The organism is Sediminibacillus massiliensis (genome assembly GCF_900156915.1).
In the GTDB taxonomy this organism is placed as follows: Bacteria; Bacillota; Bacilli; order Bacillales; family Amphibacillaceae; genus Sediminibacillus_A; species Sediminibacillus_A massiliensis.
In genome coordinates, this window is sequence record NZ_LT732535.1 from 18,914 (window position 1) to 36,561 (window position 17,648).

General features: G+C 42.6%; 13 protein-coding genes, 1 pseudogene and 1 other annotated feature. Of the genes and pseudogenes, 11 read left to right on the forward strand and 3 right to left on the reverse strand.

Features of this window, described 5'->3' with window-relative positions; genetic code table 11:
* Positions 1 to 66 precede the first annotated feature (66 nt).
* Positions 67 to 1,152: a M42 family metallopeptidase gene (locus CZ434_RS00600; protein WP_077621294.1), complete on the forward strand. Its 1,086-nt coding sequence runs from the start codon at positions 67 to 69 to the stop codon at positions 1,150 to 1,152.
* A 57-nt stretch (positions 1,153 to 1,209) separates the two neighbouring features.
* On the opposite strand, the gene CZ434_RS00605 is transcribed toward CZ434_RS00600, so the two are convergent.
* Together CZ434_RS00605 and sspI are read right to left on the reverse strand one after the other, a co-directional pair.
* Positions 1,210 to 1,839, reverse strand: coding sequence for a lytic transglycosylase domain-containing protein (locus CZ434_RS00605; RefSeq protein ID WP_245830905.1), 630 nt, complete (start codon positions 1,837 to 1,839; stop codon positions 1,210 to 1,212).
* Between the two features lie 157 nt (positions 1,840 to 1,996).
* Positions 1,997 to 2,212, reverse strand: a complete 216-nt coding sequence (gene sspI, locus CZ434_RS00610) for a small acid-soluble spore protein SspI (RefSeq protein ID WP_077621296.1) — start codon at positions 2,210 to 2,212, stop codon at positions 1,997 to 1,999.
* 100 nt (positions 2,213 to 2,312) lie between these two features.
* Here sspI and CZ434_RS00615 point away from each other — a divergent pair, with 100 nt between their 5' ends.
* The 3 genes from CZ434_RS00615 (at position 2,313) to pheT (ending at position 6,970) form a co-directional block, all read left to right on the forward strand.
* A complete protein-coding gene (locus tag CZ434_RS00615; RefSeq protein WP_342745642.1) occupies positions 2,313 to 3,068 on the forward strand; it encodes a TrmH family RNA methyltransferase in 756 nt (251 codons plus the stop codon).
* 97 nt (positions 3,069 to 3,165) lie between these two features.
* Positions 3,166 to 3,398 (forward strand) — a binding site (T-box leader).
* A gap of 91 nt (positions 3,399 to 3,489) precedes the next feature.
* Positions 3,490 to 4,524: a phenylalanine--tRNA ligase subunit alpha gene (gene pheS / locus CZ434_RS00620; protein ID WP_077621298.1), complete on the forward strand. Its 1,035-nt coding sequence runs from the start codon at positions 3,490 to 3,492 to the stop codon at positions 4,522 to 4,524.
* 16 nt (positions 4,525 to 4,540) lie between these two features.
* Positions 4,541 to 6,970: a phenylalanine--tRNA ligase subunit beta gene (gene pheT, locus CZ434_RS00625; RefSeq protein ID WP_077621299.1), complete on the forward strand. Its 2,430-nt coding sequence runs from the start codon at positions 4,541 to 4,543 to the stop codon at positions 6,968 to 6,970.
* A 22-nt stretch (positions 6,971 to 6,992) separates the two neighbouring features.
* Here pheT and rnhC read toward each other — a convergent pair whose 3' ends face one another.
* Positions 6,993 to 7,931, reverse strand: a complete 939-nt coding sequence (rnhC, locus tag CZ434_RS00630) for a ribonuclease HIII (protein WP_077621300.1) — start codon at positions 7,929 to 7,931, stop codon at positions 6,993 to 6,995.
* Between the two features lie 239 nt (positions 7,932 to 8,170).
* Between rnhC and zapA the strand changes: the two genes are divergently transcribed.
* From zapA to CZ434_RS00665, 7 genes and pseudogenes are all read left to right on the forward strand, one after another.
* Positions 8,171 to 8,446, forward strand: coding sequence for a cell division protein ZapA (gene zapA, locus CZ434_RS00635; protein WP_077621301.1), 276 nt, complete (start codon positions 8,171 to 8,173; stop codon positions 8,444 to 8,446).
* Positions 8,439 to 9,008, forward strand: a complete 570-nt coding sequence (locus CZ434_RS00640) for a CvpA family protein (RefSeq protein WP_077621302.1) — start codon at positions 8,439 to 8,441, stop codon at positions 9,006 to 9,008. The genes zapA and CZ434_RS00640 overlap by 8 nt, the downstream gene beginning before the upstream one ends.
* A gap of 810 nt (positions 9,009 to 9,818) precedes the next feature.
* A pseudogene (gene polX, locus CZ434_RS00645) lies at positions 9,819 to 10,724 on the forward strand (DNA polymerase/3'-5' exonuclease PolX); the annotation flags it as partial.
* A 375-nt stretch (positions 10,725 to 11,099) separates the two neighbouring features.
* Positions 11,100 to 12,818, forward strand: a complete 1,719-nt coding sequence (gene polX / locus CZ434_RS00650) for a DNA polymerase/3'-5' exonuclease PolX (RefSeq protein ID WP_077621304.1) — start codon at positions 11,100 to 11,102, stop codon at positions 12,816 to 12,818.
* A gap of 82 nt (positions 12,819 to 12,900) precedes the next feature.
* The gene (locus tag CZ434_RS00655; RefSeq protein ID WP_077621305.1) at positions 12,901 to 15,243 is read left to right on the forward strand and encodes an endonuclease MutS2; all 2,343 of its coding nucleotides are present in this window, start codon (positions 12,901 to 12,903) and stop codon (positions 15,241 to 15,243) included.
* 85 nt (positions 15,244 to 15,328) lie between these two features.
* Positions 15,329 to 15,736, forward strand: a complete 408-nt coding sequence (locus CZ434_RS00660; RefSeq protein WP_077621306.1) for a DUF350 domain-containing protein — start codon at positions 15,329 to 15,331, stop codon at positions 15,734 to 15,736.
* Positions 15,737 to 15,929: 193 nt separating this feature from the next.
* On the forward strand, positions 15,930 to 17,636 hold the full coding sequence (locus CZ434_RS00665; RefSeq protein WP_077621307.1) for a long-chain-fatty-acid--CoA ligase: 1,707 nt from the start codon (positions 15,930 to 15,932) through the stop codon (positions 17,634 to 17,636).
* The last annotated feature ends 12 nt before the right edge of the window (positions 17,637 to 17,648 follow it).

Genomic DNA, 17,648 nt, shown 5'->3' on the forward strand with positions numbered 1-17,648 from the left:
TTTTGTTAAATCAAGCAAAAAAAGCTATAATTCAATTGTGGGATTAATCAAAAAAGGGGTGTACATATGACAGACAATAACGAAACATTAACGATGTTAAAAGAACTGACTGACGCCAGGGCTATTTCCGGAGATGAAAAAGAGGCCAGACAGGTCATGGAGAAGTATATCTCTCCATATGCCGATGAAGTATATACGGATAATATCGGCAGTCTGATTGCTAAAAAAACCGGGGAAGAGAATGGTCCTAAGATTATGGTTGCAGGCCATCTTGATGAAGTCGGCTTCATGGTTACACGTATCGATGATAAAGGTTTCGTGTATTTTCAGACAATAGGAGGCTGGTGGAGCCAGGTCATGCTTGCCCAAAGGGTAACACTGTTAACTCGAAAAGGAGACCTTACTGGAATTATCGGATCCAAACCACCACATATCCTTCCCCCAGAAGCTAGGAAAAAGCCGGTTGAAATAAAAGATATGTTTATCGATATCGGCGCTTCAAGCCGGGAAGAAGCGGAAGAATTCGGTGTTCGCCCAGGGGATTCTATCGTCCCTTACTTCGAATTCATCCAGTTGAATAATGAAAAGCTGCTGCTTGCCAAGGCATGGGACAACCGAATTGGTTGTGCTATCGCAATTGAAGTGTTGAAGCGCCTTAAAGGGGAATCTCATCCTAATGTAGTTTATGGGGTAGGTACTGTACAGGAAGAGGTAGGGTTGAGAGGAGCCCGTACTTCGACTCATACTGTCCAGCCTGACATTGGGTTCGGGGTGGACGTTGGAATAGCAGGCGACACTCCAGGTATTTCCGATAAAGAAGCAGACAGCAAAATCGGGGAAGGTCCTCAAATTATCCTTTATGATGCTTCTGCCATCGGACATAAAGGTTTAAGAGATTTTGTACTTGATACAGCTGACGAGAAGAAAATCCCATATCAGTACGCTACAATGGCTGCCGGTGGAACAGATACCGGATCCATCCACCTTACTGCCAACGGGGTTCCTGCACTATCTATTACTATCGCGACCCGTTACATCCACACACATGCTGCAATTCTTCATCAGGATGATTTCGAAAATGCGGTGAAGTTGATTGTAGAAGTGATAAAAGGGTTGGATGCAGATAAAGTGAAAGAAATTACATTTGGCTAAATCTACAAAATGGAGCAGAGCCTATAAAAGGCCCTGCTCCATTTTTTTGTGAAATATCTATGCCATATAAGAAGACATGATTTTACTTACATAATTTCTCGTCTCGGAGAATGGTGGAATACCTGCGTATTTATCAACGTTTCCAGGACCGGCATTATATGCGGCAAGTGCAAGTGAAGTATCTCCGTTATATTTATCCAGCATTTGCTTTAAATATTTCGTACCGCCCATGATATTCTCTGTGGGATCTAAAGGATTTTGGACACCTAGAGACTTAGCGGTAGCTGGCATTAACTGCATTAATCCTTGAGCTCCTGCATGACTTACCGCGTTTTCATCAAAATTGGATTCCTGTCGGACAACGGACCGGATCAATTTATGGTCAACCCCGAACTGTTCAGAGGCTTGTTGAATAATCTGGTCAATCGTATTACTGGCACTGGAAGATTCGGGTTCACTCACGTAGTTAATTTCAGGCGTATATGTATGAATGGGCTGAAGATTTTTTAAGGGAACGCTTGGTGCAGGCTTTTCTTCAGAAGTGTGCATGGTTAGCTCGGCATTCAAAAATTGCTGAAAAGCTGTTTCCAACATAGCTGAATTATAAGAAAAAACATTTGAATTGGTGTTCCTTAACATAGACATGGCTTGTAACTGCATTATTTGTTGCAGGTTTGTTAAATCCAAAAACATTCTCCTCTTTCTGTCTGACTAATATGGGACAAACCCCATTCTCTATGATAATCTCTTATATTTTACCCTAAAACGACGAAAGGTGGCAATTTCTTTTTTGATAGTCTCAATCCAAATTGAAAAGCTGTCCATATCACGGACAGCTTGTTTGTTATTGTGCCTGTTGGACACCTTTTTCCAATGTAGACAACATTTCTTCTTTTTCAGATTCATCTGATTGCTGCCAAATTAACTCGAATAGCACTCCCAAGCCGGGAAGCATTTTCTCTTCACCATTTTGGATGGCATCGACGATGGTAGCTTCCAATTGATCTTTGTTGTTGTCGGAGACATTTGCAAGAATTGCTTTTCTAAGGTTCAAGTCCATGTTATTCACCCCATATTTTGTTAGTCATAATATAAACCCGGTAATAGTTTGACCACAGCTCTATAAAATATGTATGATATAGAAGATATTAGTCAAAAGGATGATTTCAGTGATTACATCTGTCCAAAATAATAAAGTAAAGCAATGGAATAAATTAAAGAAACGAAAAGAACGGTATAAATCGAAATCATTTTTGGTAGAGGGTTACCATTTGGTAGAAGAGGCTTACCGGAGTAACTGGGAGATTGAAGAATTGATTTTAAACGAAAATACTTCGGTCCCAGAGTGGGGCAGGGGTTTTCCTTGTACCATTGTATCAGAGCATGTCTTCAAAACAGTCACAGATACTAAAACGCCTCAGGGAATAGCTGCAGAAATCAAAATGAAGCAGCCAAAGCTTGATCAGTTCCGGAAAATCCTCCTCATCGATTCCGTCCAGGACCCTGGTAATTTGGGAACCATGATCCGGACAGCCGATGCTGCAGGTTTCGAAGGAGTTGTTCTCGGGACAGGAACGGTCGATTTATATAATGACAAAGTTATCAGGGCAACCCAAGGTTCAATGTTCCATGTGCCAGTATTAGAAAAAGACTTAATTGAAATGATGGAGGAGTTGAAGGATCAAGATTATGAAATTTGGGCTTCAGCATTGACCAACTCTGAAGTGTACACCGATTGTGAAGTTCCGGAAAAGGTAGCGTTAATCATGGGTAACGAAGGAGCGGGAATTGACGCCGAAATCTTGGAAAGAGCGACGAGGAACATCAAAATACCTATATACGGTGCAGCAGAGTCATTGAATGTAAGTGTTGCAGCGGGAGTGCTCATGTACCATATTGCAGCCCGACTCTCATGAATCCCTGTAAGCGGGTTATAAGGGGTTGCAAGTTTTCTTCTCCTTTTCTATAATAGGAAAATAAGCATACATATGCGATTTGTTATTTCATATACGTGTACAGGCAAAGAAAGAGCCAGTAGATAATTATTAAACGATTCAAAGGGAAGGAATGCCCTGGACTGAAAGCATTTCTATCGTGATGGTTATTGAAATTTCACTCTGGAGCCGACGCCGGGACCTTGTATTACAAGTAAAGGCGTACCGGATTTATCCGTTATCAATACTCGAGTGGGCACATTTGTGTCAACAAGGGTGGTACCACGGTCTTTTTAAAGTCCCGTCCCTTTCTAGATGTAGAGGGATGGGGCTTTTTTGTTGTAGTTTAAGACTCTGGTACGAAAGAGATTTTAGATTTAAATAATAAAGGAGGTTCCTATAGATGAAGGAGCGATTAGAAGAATTACAAGCCGAAGCACTTGGGAAAGCGGAGAAGGCGGAAACTTTAAAAGACTTACAGGACATCAGAGTAGCATATTTAGGAAAAAAAGGGCCAATTACAGAAGTACTCCGAGGTATGGGAAAATTGTCAAAAGAAGAAAGGCCTGTGATCGGAGAACTGGCCAATAAAGTAAGAGAAGCGATAGCTGAGGCACTGGACACGAAAAAAGACAAGTTGGAAGCTGAAGAATTGGAGAAAAAGCTCGAACAGGAAACAATCGATGTTACGCTTCCGGGCAGACCAGTCAAGGTCGGCGGTCCTCATTTGCTGACTTCCATTGTGGAGGAGATTGAGGACTTGTTTATCGGAATGGGCTTTGAAGTGCGGGAAGGTCCTGAAGTAGAAACCGATTATTATAACTTCGAAGCATTAAACCTGCCAAAAGGGCATCCGGCCAGGGACATGCAGGATTCCTTCTATATTACAGAAGAATTATTGATGCGGACCCATACATCCCCTGTCCAAGCGCGGACTATGGGTGAATTCAAGGGGGCGAAGCCGGTCAAGATGATTTGTCCCGGTAAAGTATACCGCCGAGATACGGATGATGCCACGCATTCCCATCAATTTACGCAAGTGGAAGGTTTATATGTGGATAAAGATGTACGCATGAGTGATCTGAAGGGTGTCTTGAACCGATTCGCTAAGCAAATGTTTGGTGAAGATAGAGAAATAAGGCTTAGACCAAGCTTTTTCCCATTCACTGAACCGTCAGTAGAGATGGACATTTCCTGCAAAGTTTGTCATGGAGAAGGTTGTTCTGTTTGTAAAGGCACAGGCTGGATAGAAATCCTAGGTGGCGGAATGGTCCATCCACGTGTATTGGAGATGGCCGGCTATGACTCAGAACAATACACTGGCTTTGCTTTCGGAATGGGTCCTGAACGAATCGCAATGCTTAAATACGGTGTAGACGATATCAGGCATTTTTACACCAATGACGTCAGATTCCTAAAACAGTACCACAAAGCATAAATAAGGGGGAACACACATGTTTGTATCATTGAATTGGTTGAAAAATTATGTAGATTTAAAAGATATTTCGCCGGAAGAACTGGCTGAAAAAATAACCAAAACAGGCATTGAAGTGGAAGGTATTGAGTATATAGCTGAACAAAGCTCCAATGTGGTGGTCGGTTATGTGAAAGAATGTGAAAAACATCCGAACGCCGACAAACTTAATCTTTGTCAAGTCGACGTGGGAGACGAGGAACTGCAAATAATCTGTGGAGCTCCGAATATTGCGAAGGGTCAAAAAGTTGCCGTTGCTAAACCTGGCGCTGTATTGCCCGGAAACTTCAAAATCAAGAAGGCCAAGCTGCGCGGGGTGGAGTCCAATGGCATGATCTGCTCTTTGCAGGAGCTTGGAATCGAAGAGAAGTTTGTTCCGAAAGATATTGCTGATGGCATATTCGTATTTCCGGACGATACTGAAGTTGGTGAAGATGCGTTAAAGCTGTTGAATCTGGATGATGCCATTTTGGAACTGGGATTGACACCTAACCGTGCGGATGCCTTAAGTATGTTGGGGGTTGCATATGAAACGTCGGCAATTTTAAATACTCCTGTCGAGCTTCCTGAAGAAGAAGTCGACACTGTTTCGGAAAAAGCCGGTGAGTATATTGACGTGGAGGTTGAGGACTCCGAATTGAATCCATATTATGGGGCATTCGTCATCAAAGATGTCGAAGTAAAACCTTCTCCGTTATGGATGAAAAACTATCTTATGGCTGCCGGAATACGTCCTATCAATAACGTTGTCGATATCACAAACTATGTTTTACTTGAATACGGACAACCGTTGCATGCTTTTGATTATGACAAATTTGCTTCTAAACGAGTAGTCGTGCGACGGGCAAAAGCAGGAGAAAAAATAACGACTCTCGATGACCAGGAAAGAGATCTTGCAGAAAACCATCTTGTCATCACAAATGGAGAAGTTCCGACAGCCATCGCCGGTGTAATGGGGGGAGCTGATTCAGAAGTCTCCTCAGACACGAAAACTGTTTTGTTGGAAGCAGCTTACTTCGCACCTTCTGCCGTTCGCACTAGTTCCAAGGATCATGGCCTTAGAAGTGAATCAAGTACAAGATTCGAAAAAGGAATTGATCCAAACCGGGTAAAACGAGCAGGACGTAGGGCTTGTCAACTTCTTGCGGAATATGCTGGCGGAAAGGTTCTTGCCGGGGTTGCGGAAGTGGATCATCTTGACCGCTCGGAAACAGACGTAGCCATTACAGTCGAAAAAATAAACGAACGGCTCGGAACGGAAATAACAGAACAGGAGATCGCAGACATTTTGACGAAGCTTCATTTCGGGTATGATCAGGATGGTACGACTTTTACTGTCCATGTACCTACCCGCAGGGGAGACATTTCTATTTTTGAAGATATGGTGGAGGAAGTTGCCAGAATTTACGGGTATGACAACCTTCCATACACATTGCCTGAAGGTGCATCCCAGGCTGGGGGCCTAACAAAGCGGCAGTCTCTTAAAAGGGAGATCAAGCACTTTATGGAAGGCGCTGGCTTGATGGAATCTATCACTTACTCGCTGACAAGCAAAGAAAGGGCTGAAATGCTGGTAAGTCCGGAAGTAGAAGAAAAGAGCGCTGGGTCAGTCAGACTTGCTATGCCGATGAGCGAAGAACACAGCAACTTACGTCTGAGCCTTGTTCCGGAGTTGTTGGCTTCCCTTTCATACAATGTGGCAAGAAAGCAGGCCAATCTTGCTTATTATGAGTTGGGTACCGTATTTGTAAGTAACGAAGCAGGCACAATTACAAGCCAGCCGGAAGAGAAGCTTCGTTTGGCAGGTGCAGTGACAGGGCAATGGCTTGAACACCCTTGGCAGCAGGAGAAAAAGTCGGTCGATTTTTATTTGGTCAAAGGAATCGTCCAAGGACTTATGGAGAAATTGGACCTGCAGGTGGATTTCAAACAAGTCCAATTGAAGGGGATGCATCCTGGCAGGACTGCTCAGCTATTCATTGAGGGTATTCCTGCCGGATTCATTGGCCAGGTCCATCCGAATACTCAAAATGATTTTGATCTTAAGGATACTTATGTATTCGATATCGATGCAGATGTTTTGCTGGATCAAATTGACAGTGAACCGAATTTCAATAAGATACCACGTTTTCCGACTATCTCAAGGGACATTGCGTTGGTAGTCGATGAACAGCTTGCTTCAGGAGAAATACAGTCTACAATTGAAAAGGCAAGCGGTCCTCTTGTTAAGGAAGTTCAAGTTTTCGATGTTTATCAGGGGGAGCATCTGCCGGAAGGGAAAAAATCGATAGCATTTAATTTGCTGTACCTTGATCCGGATCGGACGCTTACTGATGAAGAAGTGGAAGCTTCTTACCAGGCAGTTTTGGAAGCAGTCCAAAACGAACACCGAGCTGAATTAAGAGGTTGATCAATAAAAGAAAGCAGAAGCCTTATTTGATATAAGCTTCTGCTTTCTTTGTGTTGGCAAAGTGCACCTTTGCACATTGTAATAACACTTGTTTTCCTTTGCTCTGGATCAGTGCGGCAGCTACACGGTCCACTTTTTGTGAAGCCCCTTTGGGGATTTCCGTTCCTAACTTTTCCGACAGTTTGTCCATTTCTTTTACAAAACTAGCCCTTGCTATGATCGAACCAGCTGCGACAGCGATTGAATGGCTCTCAGCCTTGGTCATAAAGTAGACATTTTGTTGAAGGGACGACCGTTCAGAAGCGAGATGTTTTTTATATATCGCTGGATCGGAAAATTGGTCGATCAGGATTCCCTCTGGTTTTAGTGGGGCAATTTTTTGGGAAAGTTTATTGATAGCATGGTGATGTAGCATTGTTTTCATTTTGCCCTGTGACCAGCCTTTACTTTGAAGCTGATTGTATTTTTCGTTGTGCAGGATTACCAGAGAATAAGGGATATCTTGTTTTATGATCTCCCTTGCGATCATCCGTATATTTTCATCGGTCAGGTTTTTGGAATCCTTGACTCCTAGGGCCTTAAGCATATTGATCTGATCCGCTGACACATAAGTGGCTGCAACAGTAATCGGCCCGAAGAAATCACCGGTTCCTGCTTCATCCGAACCAATATGAGAACTAGTAAACAAGGAAGAAGGCGGAGCATAGCTGTGAGATGCAGATGGTTTACTGACCCGTTGTTTTGCAGGCATCTGCTCGGATAGATTCCCCCATCGCCCGGCCTCTGCTTCCGGGGCCTTTCCTTGAAACAGAACCTTGCCGGATTTATATGCAGTGATGGAACAGGATGGTGTTTTCGCAGAGAATACAGCACCGGGTGGACTTTGTTTAAGGGAATTTATATAATATGATTTCATTTTTTCTATTTCTTTGTTGCTCACTTTTAACACTACTTGACCCATAAATATCTCTCCGTTTCTAACGAGTGTTTTTCTAGTATAGCAAAATTGCCAATGAACAAATAGCACTTTATACAGAATAGTTTCCTAATGGGAATGTTCATGTTAGTATTAAGTTTAGGATTTTCTCCATTAAATGAACTTTAAAAAGGTTATTTATTATCAGAGCGGCCGGACCGGAAGCGTTTCTACTACTGATAATTCAACTATATACAATTTTATATAAGCGAGGGGGTATAATCGTGTCCCAATCAGACAAAACACGTACCACAGTCGAAATACATAACCGTTCTTATACAATTGTAGGTGAAGAACCCGCACATCATGTCAGGATGGTGGCGAGCCTTGTCGATCAAAAAATGCGGGATATTTACGAATTGAATAAGAGTCTGGATACGACAAGATTAGCAGTTTTGACAGCTGTAAATACAATGAATGACTATTTAAAGCTGAAAGAAGATTATACAGAACTGCTGGGATCAATAAAACAAAAGAGGGAACAAGATAAAAATGATTGATTTAGTACTGTTATTAATACTTATTTTTGGATTTTTCATTGGCATAAAAAGGGGCTTTGTCCTGCAGTTATTCCATTTGATCGGTTTTATAGCAGCCTTCATCGTGGCGGTATTGTATTACGATGACCTAGCTCCACGCCTTCAGTTATGGATTCCTTACCCTGATTTACCAGACGACTCCTCATGGGCCATCTTTCTGGGTTCTACATCCATGGAGCAAGCTTTCTATAATGCCATTGCTTTTGCAATTATATTTTTCGGTGCGAGAATTATTTTGCAGATTATTGCTTCGATGCTTGATTTTATTGCGGCACTCCCCATACTCAGTTCGATCAACAGCTTATTGGGAGGCATCCTCGGATTTATAGAAATATACTTACTATTGTTTTTGTTTTTGTACATCGGGGCATTAGTGCCGGTTGAGTTCGTGCAGACCATTCTGGAACACTCTGCAATAGCCTCTTTCATCATTGAAAACACACCTTTTATTTCAAATCAAATCAAGAACTTATGGTTTGAAAATGTCGCTGATTTTTTTAATGACCAAATAAAAAATAGTTAAAGTCCGGATTTGAATCTTTAGGGGTCCGGGATGGAAAGAGGCTTCTCAATTATGCTTGTATGCTCCTCGATATGAGGATCGGCTGGTAGGGACAGCCTTTTTTTGTGAAGTATGTCGCTTGCTGGAATTATCAATCTTTATAAAATCGACAAACTGCGACATAGCTACCTTCGCATAACATGATTTCCTTCCATCCTTGTCGGATTAAGCAGGGGTCCAGCTCTCGGGAAAATACTCCCTTTCCGGGGGCAGCACCTCAGCCAGGGTACTACTCGACTAGACTTCTTTATTCCCTTGGGACTGCGATTACTCGTCCCACCGAAAAGCATTGGGACTGCGATTACTCGTCCCACCGAAAAGCATGCGTCTAGGAATGGTGCTACCTAGCGTAACTAGAAGACGCAGGCGAATTATGTGAGAAAGAGAAAACTCTTTGCGGGGTCTTCGGAAGCTGCTCTTCCCCAGGACTTTGAAAGGCATCCAAGAATTAAACGGCAAGCAGAAAATGGAACTTTATTTTCAAGGAGTCTCGCATTTTTCCTTCGCTTCATAATAGATCTCCGGATAAAGTGAAATTGGGTCCTATGTGTGTCTAACATGGAGTTTTCCTAACCAAATTCAGAAAAAACTTAATAACGAAGTTTTCTGCCACAACGAGTACACACACTCTACTTTAATCAGAACAATTCAGGAATCCATCCCATAGAGAATTTTCACTATGTCGCGGTTTGCCTTAATTATAAGTATCAAATAAACAAATTTGCGAAATGACAACCACTTAAGTGTACATTAACTTGGACGGTGATAAAAATGACGGTAAATAAAAAAGATGTAATTAAATTACTGGAGAAAATTGCTGTGTATCTGGAATTGAAGGGAGAAAATCCTTTTAAAATATCTGCTTATCGAAAAGCTGCACAAGCATTGGAAACCGATGATCGGTCATTGGCGGAAATCGATGATTTCACTAAAATAAGCGGGATCGGTAAGGGGACTGCCACTGTTATCGTGGAATATGTGAAAGACGGAGTATCTGACACATTGGTCCAGCTTCAGGAAGAAGTGCCTGAGGGATTGGTTCCCTTGCTGGACCTGCCTGGTCTTGGTGGAAAGAAACTGTCAAAGCTATATCAGGAATTGGGAGTAATAGACGCAGCGACATTGAAGGAAGCTTGTGAGAAGGGGAAAGTAGAACAGCTCAGCGGTTTCGGAAAGAAGTCGGCAGAGAAAATCGTCAAGGCTTTGGAAGAAGCGTCAAACCGTCCTGAACGACTGCCAATCGCTTTCATGCTTCCAATTGCAGAAAAGGTAGAGGATTATTTGGCTGGAATATCTGAAATCAGCCGGTTTTCCCGAGCTGGAAGTTTGAGGAGAATGCGTGAAACAATTAGAGATCTCGATTTCATTATATCGTCCGAACAACCTCAACGTGTTAGAGATTCTTTATTGCGAATCGACAATATAAAAGAAACAATAGCTGGTGGTGAAACCAAGGTTTCCGTTGTATTAGAAGAGGGTTACGATGTCAATGTGGATTTTCGGATAGTAACAGACGAAGAATATGCGACAACCCTTCATCACTTCACCGGATCAAAGGATCACAATGTTGCGATGCGGCAGCTTGCCAAATCCCATGGTGAGAAAATAAATGAATATGGGGTCGAAATCATCGATACCGATGAATTGATCACCTTTAAGACCNAGAGAAAACTCTTTGCGGGGTCTTCGGAAGCTGCTCTTCCCCAGGACTTTGAAAGGCATCCAAGAATTAAACGGCAAGCAGAAAATGGAACTTTATTTTCAAGGAGTCTCGCATTTTTCCTTCGCTTCATAATAGATCTCCGGATAAAGTGAAATTGGGTCCTATGTGTGTCTAACATGGAGTTTTCCTAACCAAATTCAGAAAAAACTTAATAACGAAGTTTTCTGCCACAACGAGTACACACACTCTACTTTAATCAGAACAATTCAGGAATCCATCCCATAGAGAATTTTCACTATGTCGCGGTTTGCCTTAATTATAAGTATCAAATAAACAAATTTGCGAAATGACAACCACTTAAGTGTACATTAACTTGGACGGTGATAAAAATGACGGTAAATAAAAAAGATGTAATTAAATTACTGGAGAAAATTGCTGTGTATCTGGAATTGAAGGGAGAAAATCCTTTTAAAATATCTGCTTATCGAAAAGCTGCACAAGCATTGGAAACCGATGATCGGTCATTGGCGGAAATCGATGATTTCACTAAAATAAGCGGGATCGGTAAGGGGACTGCCACTGTTATCGTGGAATATGTGAAAGACGGAGTATCTGACACATTGGTCCAGCTTCAGGAAGAAGTGCCTGAGGGATTGGTTCCCTTGCTGGACCTGCCTGGTCTTGGTGGAAAGAAACTGTCAAAGCTATATCAGGAATTGGGAGTAATAGACGCAGCGACATTGAAGGAAGCTTGTGAGAAGGGGAAAGTAGAACAGCTCAGCGGTTTCGGAAAGAAGTCGGCAGAGAAAATCGTCAAGGCTTTGGAAGAAGCGTCAAACCGTCCTGAACGACTGCCAATCGCTTTCATGCTTCCAATTGCAGAAAAGGTAGAGGATTATTTGGCTGGAATATCTGAAATCAGCCGGTTTTCCCGAGCTGGAAGTTTGAGGAGAATGCGTGAAACAATTAGAGATCTCGATTTCATTATATCGTCCGAACAACCTCAACGTGTTAGAGATTCTTTATTGCGAATCGACAATATAAAAGAAACAATAGCTGGTGGTGAAACCAAGGTTTCCGTTGTATTAGAAGAGGGTTACGATGTCAATGTGGATTTTCGGATAGTAACAGACGAAGAATATGCGACAACCCTTCATCACTTCACCGGATCAAAGGATCACAATGTTGCGATGCGGCAGCTTGCCAAATCCCATGGTGAGAAAATAAATGAATATGGGGTCGAAATCATCGATACCGATGAATTGATCACCTTTAAGACCGAGGAAGAATTTTTCCGTCATTATGGATTAGAATTCATCCCTCCGGAAGTAAGGGAGAACCTTGGTGAACTTGAAACATTCAAGTCACAAGTTCCTTTAGTTTCCATGAAAGACATCCGCGGTGACTTGCATATGCATACCACTTGGAGTGATGGTGGGCAGTCAATTGAAGAAATGGTGAATCAGGCCAGAAAAATGGGTTATGAATATATTGCCATAACCGACCACTCGAAGTTTCTAAGAGTGGCGAACGGATTAGACGAAGAGCGGTTAAGACGCCAAAGAGAGGAAATTGACAGGTTGAACGAGAAATACCCGGACTTCCATATATTCGCCGGGGTAGAAATGGATATCAGACCTGATGGCACACTGGATTTTGAGAACGATTTTTTGAAAGAAATGGATTACGTTATCGGGGCTATTCATTCCAGTTTTACTCAATCCGGTGATAAAATTATGGACAGGTTATCTTCCGCATTGGAAAACCCGTATGTCAATGTAATTGCCCATCCGACAGGAAGACTGATCGGACGCAGGAAAGGATATGAAGTCGACATAGAACAATTGATCGAAAAAGCCAAAGATACAGGTACCATCCTGGAGTTGAATGCCAACCCGAACCGGTTGGATCTATCATGGGAATGGGTGAAGAAAGCACAAGAGCAAGGAGTCAAAATCGCAGTGAATACGGACGCTCACAGCTACCATACGTTAGAATTCATGGAAATCGGCATAGGTACTGCCAGAAGAGGCTGGCTGAGCCCGGGTACGGTAATTAATACTTGGTCTGTAGATGAGCTGAAAAAAATCTTTGGTAAAAATAGATAGAAGAACTTTTTCACAAACATTGGCTTTAATGAAGGACATGAGTGGAGACCTTTGAGAAGATTCTCTAAAAGGAGCAAAAAGAATGAATGAACGAATATTACATGTTTTGGAATACAGAAAAATACAAGAATTATTGAACCAACAGGCGGCATCTTCGCTGGGGAAACAAAAAACAGCAGCATTGAGACCATCTACTGACATAGAAGAAATAAATGGATGGCATGCTGAAACAGATGAGGCAGCAAGTGTGCTGAGGCTGAAAGGTCACATACCTTTGGGTGGAATATTTGATATCAAGCCCAGTATTAAACGGACAGTTATCGGGGGTACTCTCAATCCGATGGAATGTCTCGACATTGCCAGCACTATTTACGGCGGTAAGCAGTTAAAGACATTTATAGATGATATGGAAGAACCGGAACTTCCTATATTGCGTGAGCTTGTCTCTCAAATCACTCCATTGGGAGAGCTGGAGAGGCGCATCAAGAGCTGTATAGACGATCATGGACATGTAATGGACGGGGCTTCGGATAAACTTCGGACGATCCGTTCTAAGATTAGAACAAATGAGAGCACAGTACGAGATAAATTGGAATCTTATACTCGATCTAAATCTAAAATGCTTTCCGATGCAATTGTGACAATCCGCAATGAACGTTATGTACTGCCTGTAAAACAAGAGTACAGGGGGGCAATCGGCGGGATTGTCCACGATCAATCTGCTTCCGGTGCCACTTTGTTCATCGAGCCACAGGCAGTTGTCGAGTTGAATAATCAATTGTCGGAAGCAAGGGTTCAAGAGAAGACAGAGATAGACCGCATTCTGAAAGAGTTGTCAGAGTATATCGCACAGGATCAGGAGCCCTTAGGCCATAATGTTGAAGTCCTGGGAAAAATCGATTTCATGTTCGCAAGGGCGAAACTCGGCCGGTCGATGCGTGCTGCAATGCCGAAAATGAACAACAAAGGTGTTATCAAGATGAAACAAGCGCGCCATCCACTTATCGAGGAAGACGAAGTAGTTGCCAATGATATTGAAATAGGAGAGGACTTTACGTCCATCGTCATTACAGGGCCGAATACCGGTGGTAAAACAGTGACACTTAAAATGGTAGGACTATGTACGTTGATGGCGCAATCGGGTCTGCAAATTCCTGCCCTGGACGGATGCGAACTTGCAGTTTTTGAAAAAGTTTTTGCCGATATCGGAGATGAGCAATCAATCGAACAGAGTTTAAGTACATTTTCTTCCCATATGACAAATATTGTTGATATTCTTAAAAAGGTCGATCATCAAACACTTGTATTGTTCGACGAATTAGGTGCAGGAACAGACCCGCAAGAAGGAGCCGCTCTTGCCATGTCTATTCTGGATGAGGTAGTACAAAGGGGCGCGAGAATAATTGCGACCACTCATTATCCAGAACTGAAAGCCTATGGATATAACCGGGAAGGTGTCATCAATGCGTCGGTTGAATTCGATGTTCAGACACTGAAACCAACTTACCGCTTGCTCATCGGTGTTCCTGGCCGAAGCAATGCATTCGAGATTTCCAGACGGCTGGGGTTGGATGACGATATCATCAAGAGTGCCCAAAGCCATATCGGCACGGATTCAAAGAGTGTCGAAAACATGATTGCATCACTTGAAGAATCCAGAAGAGGTGCAGAACATGATTATGAACAAGCAGCGAAAGTTTTGGAAGAGGCGGAAGAACTAAAACAAGAAATGGAAAAGCAATGGGGACAATTGGAGGCCAGAAGAGAGGAACTATATAAAAAAGCTGAACAAAAGGCCGAGAAAGCTGTCCAAAAAGCTAGAGAAGAAGCTGAAACAATCGTTTCTGAACTGCGGAACATGAAAAACAATGCAAGCCTGAAAGAGCACGAGTGGATCGAAGCAAGAAAGATGTTTGATGAGGCACAGCCGAAGCTTAGCAAAAAAGAACAAAAACAGGCGACGAATAATAAAACGAAAGCTCAAAATCTACAAGCCGGCGATGAAGTCAAATTGTTGACATTGAACCAAAATGGTTCCATTATCGAAAAAGTTAACGAGAATGAGTTTATGGTCCAAGTCGGGATCATGAAGATTAAAGCAAAGAAGAAAGATTTGCAATTTGTCAAGCGGGATCAGCCTTTGGTGGAAAAGCCGATGGCAACTGTAAAAGGTTCGAATTATCATGTTAAGACAGAGCTTGATCTCCGCGGTGAACGTTACGAAGACGCAGTACAGCAGGTCGAAAAGTATGTGGACGATGCGCTTCTTGCTGGATACCCAAGGGTTTCCATCATCCATGGTAAGGGAACGGGAGCCCTCCGCAATGCTGTCCAGGAATTTGCTAAAAGACATCCAAGGATTAAAGATTTCCGTGCCGGAGGAATGAATGAAGGCGGCAGCGGTGTCACTGTGTTAGAATTTTAAATAATATAGACGAACTGCCGGGGGGATGCATACATCCCCGGCAGTACCTTACATAGGAGAAAACTTATTATACTGAGGTGGGAAGATGGTTGGTTTTTGGGAAAATACTCTGGTGGAAACTGCAGCCCGATATAGTGTATCCATTCTGTGTTTAGTGCTGTTCCTTGCTGTGTTTGAGCTTGTGACCTCCTACAAAAACTGGGAAGAAATAAAGCATGGAAATATGTCTGTTGCCATGGCGACTGGTGGAAAAATCTTTGGGATAGCAAATATATTCCGATATTCCATTGAACATAATGACACGCTGCTCCAGAGCATTGGCTGGGGTATGTTTGGTTTCTTGCTTCTACTAATTGGATACTTTATATTCGAATTTCTGACTCCTACATATAAAATTGACGGCGAAATCGCTGCAGACAACAGAGCTGTCGGATTTATTTCCATGGTTATTTCTGTGGGTCTGTCATTTGTAATTGGAGCAAGTATAGGATAAAAGGGAGAGGTTGAATTGGAAACACTGGCAAAAGTCCTGGCTGTAGTGGCGGCGCTATTTCTAATAGTGGGCGTGGTTTATCTGTATATGGCAGGATAGGAAAGATAGCTCATATTGGAAATAAGAAAAATTTTACACAAACAGAAAAAAAGCAGTATAATAGGGGGGAGTATAATAAAAAGGAGGCTGTTCTATGGGTGAAGCGAATAAAAAGCTGTGGCATGAGCATTATCCTGAGACGATTCCGATTAGTATGTCGTATGACAAGAAACCCCTCCACCATTTTTTAAAAGAAAGCGCTGAGAAAATCCCAAAAATGAAAGCGCTTCATTTTATGGGTGGCGAGCTCTCGTTTCAAGAAGTTTATGATCAGGCAAAAAATGTTGCGGCGTATCTTCAAAGGTTAGGAATCAGAAAAGGCGATCGTGTGGCAATTATGCTGCCAAATTCTCCTCAGGCGGTAATCGGCTATTACGGGGTGCTTCTTGCAGGTGGCGTTGTCGTCCAGACAAACCCTTTATATCAGGAAAGGGAACTGAAATATCAAATACAAGATTCCGGAGCCAAAGCTCTTATCTGTCTTGATATATTGCTGCCGAAAGTTAGCAATGTAAAAAAGCAAACAGATTTGGAACATGTAATCGTCACTCAAATCAAAGAATATTTGCCCTTCCCCAAGAATTTGATTTATCCTTTCATTCAAAAAAGGCAATATAACCTGGTTGTTCAATTGGAAGAATCAGACGATACCCATCTATGGGCGAACATCGTGCCACGAACGGACCTGGTATTGAAGGAGTGTGACACGGATTCACAGGAGGATATTGCGTTGTTGCAATATACAGGCGGAACGACTGGCTTCCCGAAAGGAGTAATGTTAACCCATTATAATCTTGTTGCAAATGTTCAGATGTCGATAGCATGGCTTGGAAAAGAAAAGCAAGACCAGGACATTGTGCTGGGAGTTCTGCCATTCTTCCATGTTTATGGAATGACAACTGTGATGAACTACTCGGTTATGACCGGTGCCAAAATGGTCTTGTTGCCTAAATTTGAACCGGAAGAAGTTTTAAAGACTATTCACAAACAACGACCTACCATCTTTCCAGGTGCTCCCACCATCTACATCGGCCTCTTGAACCACCCGAAGTTATCTCAATATGACTTGTCATCCATCGAAGCTTGCATCAGTGGTTCTGCTCCTCTGCCACTTGAAGTCCAGGAACAGTTTGAAAAAATCACGAAAGGCAAGTTGGTGGAAGGGTACGGCTTGACAGAATCATCTCCTGTTACGCATTCCAATTTTTTAACAAAGGACAGTGTGAACGGCAGCGTTGGAGTTCCATGGCCTGATACTGAGGCGAAAATAGTTGATTTGGCTACAGGTGAGGAAACTGCTCCTGGTGAAATTGGTGAAATCGCAGTGAAAGGGCCTCAAGTGATGAAAGGTTACTGGAATAAGGAAGAGGAAACAGCCCTTGTGCTTAAAGATGGCTGGTTGTTCACAGGTGACATTGGCTATATGGATGAGTCCGGTTATTTCTATGTGGTCGACCGGAAAAAAGACATGATTATTGCTGGAGGATATAATATTTACCCGAGAGAAGTAGAGGAAGTATTATATGAATTCGAAGGAATACAGGAAGCCGCGGTTGCAGGTATTCCTGACCCTTACAGAGGAGAAACGGTGAAGGCATTCATCGTTCTGAAAAAAGGTTATGATGTTAAAGAAGACGAATTGGATCAATTTTGCAGGAAACGGATGGCTGCCTACAAAGTACCGAGAATCTATGAATTCAGAGAAGAGTTGCCCAAAACAGCTGTCGGGAAAATTTTAAGAAGAAAGCTTATAGAAGAAGCTAGCCAGGAGAAGCAAGAAACGGCGTCGGAGTCTGTGTAAAACTTGGCTCAC

Excerpts from the sequence above, each read along its gene's own strand:
- CZ434_RS00600 (WP_077621294.1), top strand. The coding sequence starts at position 67 with ATGACAGACAATAACGAAACATTAACGATGTTAAAAGAACTGACTGAC.
- sspI (WP_077621296.1), bottom strand. The coding sequence starts at position 2,212 with ATGGACTTGAACCTTAGAAAAGCAATTCTTGCAAATGTCTCCGACAAC.
- CZ434_RS00615 (WP_342745642.1), top strand. The coding sequence starts at position 2,313 with ATGATTTCAGTGATTACATCTGTCCAAAATAATAAAGTAAAGCAATGG.
- pheS (WP_077621298.1), top strand. The coding sequence starts at position 3,490 with ATGAAGGAGCGATTAGAAGAATTACAAGCCGAAGCACTTGGGAAAGCG.
- pheT (WP_077621299.1), top strand. The coding sequence starts at position 4,541 with ATGTTTGTATCATTGAATTGGTTGAAAAATTATGTAGATTTAAAAGAT.
- rnhC (WP_077621300.1), bottom strand. The coding sequence starts at position 7,931 with ATGGGTCAAGTAGTGTTAAAAGTGAGCAACAAAGAAATAGAAAAAATG.
- CZ434_RS00640 (WP_077621302.1), top strand. The coding sequence starts at position 8,439 with ATGATTGATTTAGTACTGTTATTAATACTTATTTTTGGATTTTTCATT.
- polX (WP_077621304.1), top strand. The coding sequence starts at position 11,100 with ATGACGGTAAATAAAAAAGATGTAATTAAATTACTGGAGAAAATTGCT.
- CZ434_RS00655 (WP_077621305.1), top strand. The coding sequence starts at position 12,901 with ATGAATGAACGAATATTACATGTTTTGGAATACAGAAAAATACAAGAA.
- CZ434_RS00660 (WP_077621306.1), top strand. The coding sequence starts at position 15,329 with ATGGTTGGTTTTTGGGAAAATACTCTGGTGGAAACTGCAGCCCGATAT.
- CZ434_RS00665 (WP_077621307.1), top strand. The coding sequence starts at position 15,930 with ATGGGTGAAGCGAATAAAAAGCTGTGGCATGAGCATTATCCTGAGACG.